Source organism: Salinithrix halophila (genome assembly GCF_042650125.1).
GTDB classification, from domain to species: Bacteria; Bacillota; Bacilli; order Thermoactinomycetales; family DSM-45169; genus Salinithrix; species Salinithrix halophila.
Genome location: NZ_JBHSAP010000009.1, coordinates 100724 through 112881, shown reverse-complemented (window position 1 = coordinate 112881; position 12158 = coordinate 100724). Strand labels below are relative to the sequence as shown.

10 protein-coding genes are annotated in these 12158 nt (G+C 57.3%); 9 read left to right on the top strand and 1 reads right to left on the bottom strand.

Annotated elements, in window-relative coordinates; genetic code table 11:
• Positions 1 to 102: 102 nt before the first annotated feature.
• The 8 genes from pyrR (at position 103) to pyrE (ending at position 10262) form a co-directional block, all read left to right on the top strand.
• Complete coding sequence (gene pyrR, locus ACFOUO_RS06720; protein WP_380704771.1) at positions 103 to 630, top strand: bifunctional pyr operon transcriptional regulator/uracil phosphoribosyltransferase PyrR; 528 nt, start codon at positions 103 to 105, stop codon at positions 628 to 630.
• Between the two features lie 163 nt (positions 631 to 793).
• Positions 794 to 2161 (top strand): uracil permease, encoded by a 1368-nt coding sequence (gene uraA, locus ACFOUO_RS06715; RefSeq protein WP_380703517.1) that lies wholly within the window; start codon positions 794 to 796, stop codon positions 2159 to 2161.
• A 162-nt stretch (positions 2162 to 2323) separates the two neighbouring features.
• Positions 2324 to 3247, top strand: a complete 924-nt coding sequence (locus ACFOUO_RS06710) for an aspartate carbamoyltransferase catalytic subunit (RefSeq protein WP_380703515.1) — start codon at positions 2324 to 2326, stop codon at positions 3245 to 3247.
• A complete protein-coding gene (locus tag ACFOUO_RS06705) occupies positions 3247 to 4542 on the top strand; it encodes a dihydroorotase (protein WP_380703513.1) in 1296 nt (431 codons plus the stop codon). The genes ACFOUO_RS06710 and ACFOUO_RS06705 overlap by 1 nt, the downstream gene beginning before the upstream one ends.
• Positions 4543 to 4629: 87 nt before the next feature.
• The gene (carA, locus tag ACFOUO_RS06700; protein ID WP_380703511.1) at positions 4630 to 5715 is read left to right on the top strand and encodes a glutamine-hydrolyzing carbamoyl-phosphate synthase small subunit; all 1086 of its coding nucleotides are present in this window, start codon (positions 4630 to 4632) and stop codon (positions 5713 to 5715) included.
• Positions 5708 to 8929: a carbamoyl-phosphate synthase large subunit gene (carB, locus tag ACFOUO_RS06695; protein ID WP_380703509.1), complete on the top strand. Its 3222-nt coding sequence runs from the start codon at positions 5708 to 5710 to the stop codon at positions 8927 to 8929. The genes carA and carB overlap by 8 nt, the downstream gene beginning before the upstream one ends.
• Positions 8929 to 9681 (top strand): orotidine-5'-phosphate decarboxylase, encoded by a 753-nt coding sequence (gene pyrF, locus ACFOUO_RS06690; protein ID WP_380703507.1) that lies wholly within the window; start codon positions 8929 to 8931, stop codon positions 9679 to 9681. Before carB ends, pyrF begins: the two co-directional genes overlap by 1 nt.
• Positions 9678 to 10262, top strand: a complete 585-nt coding sequence (gene pyrE, locus ACFOUO_RS06685) for an orotate phosphoribosyltransferase (protein WP_380703505.1) — start codon at positions 9678 to 9680, stop codon at positions 10260 to 10262. Before pyrF ends, pyrE begins: the two co-directional genes overlap by 4 nt.
• 326 nt (positions 10263 to 10588) lie before the next feature.
• Here the strand turns inward: pyrE and ACFOUO_RS06680 are convergent, their stop codons facing one another.
• Positions 10589 to 10951, bottom strand: coding sequence for a hypothetical protein (locus ACFOUO_RS06680; RefSeq protein WP_380703503.1), 363 nt, complete (start codon positions 10949 to 10951; stop codon positions 10589 to 10591).
• A gap of 173 nt (positions 10952 to 11124) precedes the next feature.
• Here ACFOUO_RS06680 and ACFOUO_RS06675 point away from each other — a divergent pair, with 173 nt between their 5' ends.
• Positions 11125 to 11991, top strand: a complete 867-nt coding sequence (locus tag ACFOUO_RS06675; protein ID WP_380703501.1) for a hypothetical protein — start codon at positions 11125 to 11127, stop codon at positions 11989 to 11991.
• The last annotated feature ends 167 nt before the right edge of the window (positions 11992 to 12158 follow it).

The window sequence follows — 12158 nt, the reverse complement described above, 5'->3', positions numbered from 1 at the left end:
CCCGTGAGACTGGCAAAGGTGCGTGAAGAGAAGACAGGTGCGCTTCCTACCAATCATGGGCGGGGAGTGCATTTTTTTGCCGAAGGGGGGATACCGGTGGAAATGGGAAAAACGATTTTAGATGAAGCCGCGATTCGCCGGGCCCTAACCCGGATCGCCCACGAGATCATCGAACGGAACAAAGGTGTAGCCGAGTGTGTCTTGGTGGGGATTCGCACCCGGGGGATCTATATTGCTCGCCGGTTGGCGGAACGGATCAACCGGATCGAGGGGCAGACCGTTCCTGTCGGTGAGCTGGATATCACCCTGTATCGAGACGATCTGACGGAGAAGCACGAGCAGCCTGAAGTCAAGGACTCCGCCCTTCCAGTGGAAATCCACGGAAAGACGGTCATCCTGGTAGACGATGTGCTTTACACGGGCCGCACGGTTCGCGCGGCGATGGATGCTCTGATCGACCGGGGACGACCCAAGATGATCCAACTAGCGGTACTGGTGGATCGGGGACATCGGGAACTGCCGATTCGCCCGGACTACGTCGGAAAAAACGTCCCTACCTCACAAAGCGAAATTGTACATGTCACGGTCGCAGAAATCGATTCCCACGACCGGGTGACGCTGCAAAAATAATCATCGTTTCACCCTTTAAAGACGGTTCCGTGAGACCGGCAAGGGAGGACGGGCACATTTTCACGCACGCAACGATGCGGGCGGTGCGCCTCTCTGCCGAACAGGGCAGGGAGTTTTTTTATCCCTGGGAATATGAACTCATTTAATGGAAGGAGGATGAATGATGAAACCGGTCATGATATTGGATGTCCATGAGAAACCGAAAGCCGCCAAATGGGCCGCTCTCAGTCTGCAACATCTGTTTGCCATGTTTGGGGCGACAGTCCTGGTACCGCTTCTTACCGGGCTACAACCGGCGATGGCGCTCCTATCAAGCGGTATGGGCACACTGGCCTACCTGTTGATTACCCGGGGCAAAATCCCCGCCTATCTGGGGTCCTCCTTCGCATTCATCGTTCCAATCATCACGGTTTCTCAAGCTCAGGGGGTAGGCGCGGCTCTGTTCGGCTGCTTCATGGCGGGAGTGGTCTACGGTGTGGTCGCCCTGGTGATCGCCCGATTCGGGGCGGACTGGCTTCACTACCTTCTGCCTCCGGTGGTGATCGGCTCGGTGGTGATCGTGATCGGTCTCGCTTTAGCAGGGACAGCGGTGGATATGGCGAGCACCCAACAAGTGACGCAACCGCTGCCGGATACCGTAGAGGAATACCAAGCGCTGCCGGGTAAGGTGGAGCAAGTGGATGAAAAAGCCGGTACCGTTACCCTGAAGGTCTACTCCCTGAAACACTTTGGGGTAGCGCTGGCTACCTTGGCCATCGCGATCATCGCCAGCCTGTTCCTAAGAGGGTTCCTCAATCTGATCCCTGTTCTCCTCGGCATCATCGGCGGCTACCTGGTGGCTTTGTTTATCGGGCTGGTGGATTGGACTCCTGTGAAAGAAGCAGCCTGGATCGCCCTGCCGGAGTGGACGAAGCCGGAAGTCTCCTGGAGCGCCGCGCTGGTGATCGTCCCTGTTGCCCTCGTCACGTTGACGGAGCACATCGGCCACCTGATGGTGACGAGCGGAATTATGAAACGGGACTTGGCCCAAGATCCGGGTTTGCATCGTTCCATCCTGGGTGATGGCTTAGCCACATCAATCGGTGCCATGCTGGGCGGCCCGCCCAACACCACCTACGGAGAGAATATCGGTGTGATGGCCATCACCCGCATCTTCAGCGTCTGGGTGATCGGTGGCGCGGCGGTTCTGGCCATCGCCTTCTCCTTCATCGGTAAGCTGTCCGCCCTCATCTCCACCATTCCCGCTGCGGTGATGGGCGGTGTCTCCATCCTCCTGTTTGGAATCATCGCTTCGGCTGGCCTTCGGATGATGGTGGAAAGCCGGATCGATTTCAGTGACAAACGCAACCTAGTGATTGCGTCGGTGGTCCTGGTAATCGGAATTGGCGGGGCGGCCCTCAAATTCGCCGACATCCACTTTGAAGTGGAGGGAATGGCACTGGCTACGGTGACGGGGATCCTTCTCAACCTGATCCTTCCCGGCGCCGTAAACAAGCAAGATAAAACGACAGCCTCGACACGAGTGGCATAAATCTGATACAGCATCCTTTAAATCCGGTCCCGTGAGACCGAGGAAGGAAACGGCGATAGCCTCCCCAAGGGTGATGGACGTACCCGGTCGGGGACCGCTGTAACCATGGACTCCTTCCAGACCGGAAGGAGTTTTTTTAAAACAAAAGGGGAGGGGAAAGAAATGATCCCAACCGTAATCGGCCGCGGTCACCTGATTGATACGGATCGCTTGTCCAAAGAAGAGATGGAAGAACTGTTTGGACGGGCGGAATATTGGCGCACTCACCGGCAGCACTGGCACCGGGCTTATCCAGGACATTTTGCCGCTAACCTCTTTTTCGAGCCTAGCACCCGCACACGAATCTCCTTCGAGGTGGCAGAGAAGAAGCTGGGAATGGAGGTCCTCCATCTGGATGGTGAAACTTCCAGTGTGGTGAAGGGAGAGTCCTTCTACGATACATGCCGAACTCTTTCGTCCATCGGGGTTGACGTAGCAGTGGTTCGCCACCGGGGCACCGGGCTTTTGGCGGAGATGGCGGAGAAAGAGACGGGTGTCACCCTGATCAATGCCGGGGAAGGAAACGGAGGCCATCCGACTCAGGCCCTCCTGGACCTGTTCACGCTACGGCGCCATTTTGGTACCCTGGCGGGATTGACGGTGGTCATCGCAGGGGACCTTCTCCATAGCCGGGTGGCTCGTTCCAACCTGTGGGCGCTGTCCGCTTTCGGTGCCCGGGTAATCCTGAGCGGCCCGGATTCGATGCGGGACCCATCCATGGAGGAATTTGCGCCGTATCTTCCTTTTGACGAGGCGATTCGGCAGGCGGATGCAGTGATGATGCTTCGGGTTCAGCTGGAGCGCCACGAACGGGAACTGTTCACTTCAGCAGAAGATTACCTGAACCGCCACGGTCTGACGTCGGATCGGCTGGCGATCATGCCGCCTCATGCGATCATCATGCATCCGGCACCTGTGAACCGGGGGGTAGAAATCGAGAGCGGATTGGTTGAACATCCTCGTTCGAAAATCTTCGAGCAGATGGAGAACGGAGTCTGGGTCCGAATGGCCATACTGGAGAGGGCACTACAGGGGAGGAATAACTGATGGAAAATAAACTCTTGCAAAACGGACGCATCATCGGGAAAGACGGAGAGGTTACCTCGGCTGACATTCGGATTCGGGACGGAAAAGTGACAGAGATCGGACAGGCCCTTGGGGAAGCCGGGGAAGACGTTGTTGATCTTTCCGGCAAGCTGGTCATTCCAGGCCTGATCGATCTGCACATTCACCTGCGGGAGCCAGGTTTCGAAGCGAAGGAGACGATTGCCACCGGCAGCCGGGCCGCAGCCCGGGGAGGGTATACCGCTGTCGCTTGTATGCCTAACACGAAGCCGGTGACAGACAGCACGGAAGTCGTCCGCCGTATTATCGAAACCAACGAACGGGAGGGCTGCGGTGTTCGAGTGTTACCCATTGCCGCCATCACCCGGGGATCGAAAGGCGGAGAACTAACGGACATGTCCGCTCTGAAGGAAGCGGGAGCGGCAGCTGTCTCCGATGACGGAGTCGGCGTACAGAGCCCGCAGATGATGAAGGCAGCCATGCGCCTGGCTTCTTCTCTCGACCTGACCGTAACGGCGCACTGTGAAGAGGAGGATCTCCTGGTTCCCGGCGCCTGCGTCCACGCGGGAACCTTTGCCGAAGAGCACGGACTGCCGGGTATCCCCGGCGAGTCGGAGGCCATCCATGTCGGACGGGACATCCTGCTGGCTGAGGATACGGGGGTGCATTATCATGTGTGCCATATCAGCGCTGAAGCGTCGGTCCGGCTGGTGCGGGAGGCCAAGTCCAGGGGGCAGCGGGTAACCGCCGAAGTGACACCTCACCACCTTCTCCTGTGCGAGGAAGACATCCCAGGGCTGGATACGCACTTCAAAATGAACCCACCCTTGCGCCGTAAGCGAGATCGGGAGGTTCTGGTTGAGGCGCTGAAGGACGGGACCATCGATTTTATCGCCACCGACCACGCTCCTCACACGGCGGAAGAAAAGGCAAAAGGCATGAAGGAAGCTCCCTTCGGAATCGTCGGCCTGGAGACCGCTTTCCCTCTTCTCTATACGAAGCTGGTGGAAACTGGTGTCCTCACCCTGAGTGAGCTGGTGGAAAAGATGACTCGCATCCCGGCAGAATGCTTTGGACTGCCTTGGGGTGTATTGGAAGAAGGGCGGGCTGCCGACCTGGCAATCATCGACCTGGAAACCAAGCGGAAAGTGGAGCCCGCCGAATTTGCTTCTAAAGGGAAGAACACCCCCTTCGCCGGATGGGAACTGAAAGGATGGCCGGTCATGACCCTGGTGGAAGGGCGGATCATCTGGCAGGAAACCGAAGCGAAGGCGTAACGATCGATCTAGAAAGAGGATTCGGGTTCTGATCAGCAGGCAGGCGTGACGGTAAGGAAATACAGACAACGGAAGGGAGAAGAAACCATGCGAGCAAAACTGTTGCTAGAAGACGGAACAAAGATGGAAGGCCGCTCCTTCGGTGCAGAGGGAGAGCGACTGGGTGAAGTGGTCTTTAACACGGGAATGACGGGTTACCAAGAGGTGCTCACAGACCCTTCCTACTGCGGGCAGATCGTCACGATGACTTACCCCCTGATCGGGAATTACGGGCTTAATCGGCACGATATCGAATCCCGGCGTCCTTTTGTCCACGGATTTGTGGTGCGAGAGGATGCGGAGATTCCCAGCCACTGGCGGAGTGAGCAAAGCATTGGCTACTGGCTGAAAGAATACGGGATTCTCGGTATCTCTGGCATCGATACCCGGATGTTGACGCGAAAGATCCGCGTTTATGGCACGATGAAGGGTATCCTTTCTACCAAAGAGGAATCCTGGGGTGAGCTGGCGGAGCGTCTCGGTGCAGGCTCCCTGATGCGGGATCAGGTGGCGCAGGTCAGCTCCCGAAACGTCCATGCCTCTCCCGGTTACGGACCCCGGGTGATCCTGATGGACTTTGGTTCTAAGTACGGTCTGCAGCGGGAGTTGAGCGTCAGGGGCTGCGATGTCGTTGTCGTACCCTGGAATACCACCGCAGAGGAGATCGACCGCCTGCGACCGGATGGGATTCTCCTCTCCAACGGACCGGGGGACCCGAAGGATGTTCCGGAGGCGATCGCCACGGTTGGGAAGCTCCTGGGCCGATACCCCCTCTTCGGAATCTGTCTCGGCCATCAACTCTTTGCCCTCGCTTGCGGTGCGGATACGGAGAAGATGAAGTTCGGCCACCGGGGCTCTAACCATCCGGTGAAGGAATTGGCTACGGGACGCACTTACATCACGTCTCAGAATCATGGGTACGCAGTCAAGGCGGACACTTTGGATCAAACGCCACTGACGATGACCCATGTGGCACTGAACGATGGTACCTGCGAAGGACTAGCTCATAAGGAGCTGGATGCCTTCTCGGTTCAATACCATCCCGAAGCAGCCCCCGGCCCCCACGACTCCGGGTATCTCTTTGACCGCTTTGTCGACATGCTGAAGAAAAAGGAGGACGCCGTTCATGCCTAAAGATCAAGCACTTAAGAAAATTCTCGTCATCGGCTCCGGTCCCATCGTTATCGGGCAGGCGGCGGAGTTCGACTACGCCGGTACCCAGGCTTGCACCTCCCTCAAAGAAGAAGGGATCGAGGTTGTCCTGATCAATAGCAACCCGGCCACGATTATGACCGACACCGACATTGCAGACAAGGTGTACATCGAACCGATGACGCCTGAATTCGTCACCCAGGTGATCCGGAAAGAACGCCCTGACGGCTTGCTGCCTACCCTGGGCGGGCAGACCGGCCTCAACTTGGCGGTGGAACTGGCGGAAGCCGGGATTCTGGAGCGGGAAGGAGTGCGCCTGCTCGGAACCGATCTACGGGCCATCACTTGCGCCGAAGACCGGGATCAATTCCGGAATCTCATGAAAGAGATCGGGGAACCCACCCCGGACAGCGAGATTGTCCACACCGTGGAAGAGGCCGTCGCCTTTGCTGACCGAACCGGCTATCCGGTGATTGTCCGGCCTGCCTATACGCTGGGAGGAACCGGGGGAGGCATCGCCAAGACGGAAGAAGAGCTCCGAGAGACGGTGGACAACGGCATTCGCTACAGCCCGATCGGGCAGTGCCTGATTGAGAAGAGCATCGCCGGCTTCAAGGAAGTGGAATACGAAGTCATGCGAGATGCCGCGGATAACGCCATCATTGTCTGCAACATGGAAAACTTCGATCCGGTCGGTGTCCATACCGGTGACTCCATCGTCTTTGCACCAACCCAGACCTTATCCGACCGAGAACACCAGATGTTGCGGAGTTCGGCGCTCAAGATCATCCGGTCCCTCGACATCCAGGGCGGATGCAACGTTCAGCTTGCCCTTGACCCGGACAGTTTCCAATACTATGTGATTGAAGTGAACCCCCGGGTAAGCCGGTCGAGCGCCCTCGCTTCTAAAGCGACGGGTTATCCCATTGCCCGCATTGCTGCGAAGATCGCTGTCGGTTATTCGCTGGATGAGATCACCAACCCGGTGACGGGCCAGACCTCCGCTTGTTTCGAGCCGACTCTGGACTATGTCGTCTCCAAGATTCCACGCTGGCCCTTCGATAAATTTACCGATGCCAATCGGAAATTGGGTACCCAGATGAAGGCGACAGGGGAAGTGATGGCCATCGGACGAACTCTGGAAGAATCCCTTCTGAAAGCGGTCCGCTCCCTGGAAATCGACCTCGACCATATCCATCTTCCCGGCTCGGAAAAGCTGGATCGGGAAAGCTTAGTGAAACGGTTGGCTCAACCGGATGATGAGCGCCTTTACCTGCTTGCGGAGTGGTTCCGCCGCGGCGAAACCCTGGAAGAGGCCCATCAGATCACCCGGATCGACCGCTTCTTCCTCGGTAAATTGGAGAAGATTGTCGCTCTGGAGCGTCAACTGAAGGAAGGCCCTCTGGACAGCGACCTCCTCACCCATGCCAAACGGATGGGCCTGACGGATGCAGCCATCGCCCGCATCGTCGGTAAAACGGAGGCGGACATCCGCTCTCTACGCAAGGAATACGGCCTGATTCCGGTCTACAAGATCGTCGATACCTGTGCGGCGGAATTCGAAGCGGCCACCCCCTACTACTACTCGACCTACGAGACGGAAGATGAAGTGGTGAAGACGGACAAGAAGACGGTCGTCGTCCTCGGCTCCGGGCCGATCCGGATCGGGCAAGGGGTGGAGTTCGACTATGCCACCGTCCATGCCATCCGGGCGATCCGGCAAGCCGGGTTGGAGGCAGTCATCATTAATAACAACCCGGAGACGGTGTCCACCGACTTTAACATCTCGGACCGCCTCTACTTCGATCCTCTTCACATCGAAGATGTTCTCCACATCATCGAGAAGGAAAATCCCGTCGGGGTCATCGTCCAATTCGGCGGACAAACTGCCTTGAACCTAGCCCGGGACCTGAAAGAGGCTGGCATCCCGATTCTCGGCACTTCGCTGGACGAGATTGACCGGGCGGAAGACCGGAAAAAATTTGAACGCCTGCTTGGGGAAGTAGGGATCCCGCAACCGCCCGGCACGGCAGTCACTTCTGTTGAGCAAGCACTGGAAGCGGTGAGGGAACTGGGCTTCCCGGTTCTGGTCCGACCCTCCTACGTGCTAGGGGGCCGGGCGATGGAGATCGTCTATAGCGAGAAAGAGCTTTTGAACTACATGGAGAAAGCGGTCAAGGTGAATCCGAAGCACCCGGTCCTCATCGACCGCTACCTGATGGGCAAAGAGATCGAAGTGGACGCGATCTCCGACGGGGAGAATGTACTGGTACCGGGGATTATGGAGCATATCGAGCGAGCCGGTGTCCACTCCGGGGACTCCATCGCCGTCTATCCGCCCCGATCCGTTACTCCCGCCCAGAAAGATCGCCTTGTCGCCATGACGACAGAAATCGCGCGCGCCCTGAATGCTAAGGGGCTGATCAATATCCAGTTCGTCCTCCACAAAGACGAAATTTATGTTCTAGAAGTCAACCCGCGGGCCTCACGGACGGTTCCCTTCCTGAGCAAGGTAACTGGAGTGCCTATGGCCCGGACCGCGACACGGATCATGCTGGGAGAAAGCCTGGCTGCCCAGGGATATGAGGGAGGCCTGTGGCCGGAGGCTGAGGATGTGGCCGTCAAGGTGCCGGTCTTCTCCTTCGCCAAACTGCGCCGGGTAGATGTCACCCTTGGCCCGGAGATGAAATCGACGGGTGAAGTAATGGGACGGGACCGGGATTACGCCCGCGCCGTCTACAAGGGTCTGCTCGCTGCGGGTGTGTCACTGCCTCGATTCGGTACCGTGATCGCCACCATCAGCGACAAGGATAAGGATGAAGCCGTCGCCCTGATGCATCGTTTTCATCAACTGGGTTATCAGATCGTCGCCACTAGCGGGACAGCGAACATCCTGGAGCGGGAAGGGCTGCCTGTGAAACGGGTCAACAAGCTGAAGGAAGGTTCCCCGCACATTCTGGATTGGATCCGGCAAGGAAAAGCCGACTTGGTCGTTAACACCTGGACGCGGGGCAAGACACCGGCACGAGACGGATTCCGCATTCGCCGTGAGGCTGTGGAACACGGCATCGCCTGCCTTACTTCCCTGGACACGGTAGAAGCGCTCTTGACGACACTGGCTTCCATCTATCTGACGGCTGAACCGATCGGCCAGCCGAAGGAAGCTCCGTCGAAGAAAGTCGAGGTGACCGTCTGATGGCCGAAACGGTAACGGGTCATTCCGCTCTTCGGGACCGGGTGGCAATTGCCCTCGATTTTCCGATGCGGGAGGAAGCGGAAGCCTTGCTTCGTCGCTGGTCAGATCGAGAAAAGCCTTATATCAAAGTGGGGATGCAACTTTTTTACACGGCGGGGCCCGATTGGGTAAAAAGCCTTGTCCACGACGGGTATTCCGTCTTCCTCGACCTCAAGCTGCATGATATTCCCCACACAGTCGCGGGAGGGGTAGCATCCGTCGCCCGACTCGGCGTGAAATTGCTCACCCTTCATGCCGCTGGCGGTTCCCAGATGATGAAAGCCGCTAGGGAGGCGGCGGTGGAAGCCGCGGGAGAAGAGCGTCCTCGGCTGTTGGCGGTGACGCAGCTGACCAGTACGGACGACCGGATGTTGAACGAAGAACTAGCGATCCCGGGCACGGTACGGGATTCAGTGCTCAATCTGGCCCATCTGGCCAAGCAGGCGGAGATGGATGGTATCGTCTGTTCCGGTGAAGAGGCGGCTTGGATCAAAGGGAAAATCAGCACCGAGCTTCTCACCGTCACCCCGGGAATCCGCCTGGAAGGAGAGGCTACCGGGGATCAAAAGCGCGTCATGACCCCAGAAGCAGCTATCGATGGCGGCTCGGATCTGCTGGTCGTGGGCCGACCCATTACCCGGGCGGAGGATCCAGTGGCCGCCTATGAGACCATTTTGGAACGGGTGGAACGAGCAGGGAGGAAACAGATATGAGTCAAGAATGGAAGGTTACGGAAGCGATTCGGCGAACCGGTGTGTTGAAGGAAGGACACTTTGTCCTTTCTTCCGGCCGTCACAGTGGACAGTACATGCAATGCGCCCAAATGCTGCAGCATCCGGAGGAAGCGGGAGGAGCTGGCCAAGCCTTGGCAAGGCTCTTCCACGATCAACAAGTGGACGTTGTGGTCGGGCCGGCTCTCGGCGGGGTGATCATCGCCCATGAAACCGCCCGTGCCCTTGGTGTTCGTTGCCTCTTCGCTGAGCGAAAGGAAGGAAGCATGACCCTGCGCCGGGGCTTTGCCATCGAGCCGGGAGAGAAAGTACTGGCTATCGAAGATGTGGTTACGACAGGTGGGTCGGTGCAGGAAGTGGTTGATCTGGTGGAAAAACTGGGTGGAGAAGTCGTCGGGATTGGGTCCGTTGTTGACCGCAGCGGCGGTAATCATTGCTTCCGCCACCCTTACAAAGCCCTCCTCGCCCACACCATCCAGAGCTATGACCCTAAAGACTGTCCCTTGTGCAAACAAGGCCTCCCGGTAGAAAAACCGGGAAGCCGGCAGTCGGTGAAAAAATAAACAAGAAGAATGAAGAGGAGCCGGTGGAAACACCGGCTTTTAGGATTATTGACAAACTCTGAGCAGGAGTGAGGGCCGGATTTCCGACTCCGCACCAGATGTTCCTCCCGCAGAAGGAGGGGAAGTCCGCTCCGCTCCCTCCGGCCCCACCCAGCGGACAAAAGGGAAAAGCGAGTTGTCCGCTAAACGGTCGATGCCTCCGGGAGCTCCGCTGAGTAGTCGGTGCCAACAGGCGCTTCACCGGAAACCGGCCCGCCTGTGGTGTGGAAGGACTTTGTCATCAGTCTCAGAAGCCGGTGGAAACACCGGCTTTTTTTTCTGCTCTTTTATCCTTTCAAACTTAGGGGGGACGGGGGGAGACCTTCTTTGCTGTAAAAGCGGATTGGCTTTTCCAGCGCTCTGGCATATTGGATTTCTCGTTGGGTACTTTCTCCGATATAGCCGTCGACATCGATAATGAAGAGTTCGTCCGAGAGGTCGATCTTACGGAAATGGAGGTCGGTCAATTGATTCGCTTGCTTTCCTGTGAGGGCAAGATCGTCGGCCTGCTCGAAAAAACCGACGCTGAGGACGATGTACCCTTGTAAGGAGAGAGAGGCATTCGCTTCTTCAAACTGGCGTTTAAAGCGGGTGGACCCGCATAACGTGATAATCGTTGGTCGTTGTGGGGACTGGGGTATGGGGTTCATCAGGGGCATCCGCCTTTCAGGAAAAAATCCATCGATATAGGGGATTGCTCATCCGGCCCGAATCTGGTAAAGTGGGGCGCAGACTATGTTTGGAAAACTGATGTTCCCAACGGGGTTCCACACAACCGGCTCATTTTTCTGCCCGGCTGTGTGGAACCGCCCAGGAGGATAACATGGAACCTATTATCATGAGGCATATACTTCGACTGAAGGAACTTGAGAGGGGAGGAAAGCCCCTGCCCCGGGTGGGAGTGACCGGTTCACGACTGTTGGTGTTGTCCCAGGCGGAGGAGCTCCTTTTAACCATTGCCTCCCAGGAAGACGGATCGGTGCGTTGCCTCCCTATGGAAGATCCGGAGAGGGAAATCCACTTTATCCAAGCTCTCCCCCAAAACCGCTGGTTGCTGGTATCCGCTTTCTCGGAAGCAGAGGAGGCGAATGCTTTCCTTTATGACGACGAGGGGAGGCTCCATACCTCCTTTCATGCCGGGGACGGCATCGAAGATGTGCAAGCGGTGGAAGACCGAATCTGGATTGGGTATATGGAAGACGGGATCGCAGGAGAGGATTCTCTCAGCGGCCATGGGGCTGTCTGTCTCGACCTGGAGGGCCGTCTTTTGTTTAGTTATCGCGATGCCGCCCAGCGGCAGGGCCTTCCGGAGGTCCGGGACTGCTACGGTCTCAATGCCTGCCCTGACGGGGAAACATGGCTTTATTACTATACCGACCACTTGTTGGCCCGCATCATCGATTCCCGGGTGAAGCAATTTTGGAAAGGGGGGGCCGTTCTCAGTTGGCGTTCCCCCCTTGTCCAGGCGGGAGGATTTGCTTGTTTCCAGCGGCAGCTTCTTTTTGCCACCCCAGGAAGGGAGCTGTATCGAGCCTCTTTGAATCGGGTCACTCTGGAACGGGTACGACCGATTGACGGACAAGGGGAGGAGATCCGATTCGACCGCTATTGGACCCGGGACTCACGACTTTTCCTGTCGGCGGGGGCCGAGGTGTATATCCACGATATGAAGGAAACTGGATGGGGATAGGAAGGAAAAAAGACCTGCACGGGAGTGGAGGTCTTTTCATTTTATGTTGTTACCTGTCTCAAACGGATGAATTCATGGTACAGTGGTTTGAGACTCCACACGGCTGAAGCCATGGGATTCTTGGGTAGTTAGCGCCCTCAGTCCATTTCTGTTTCGGACAACTCCCA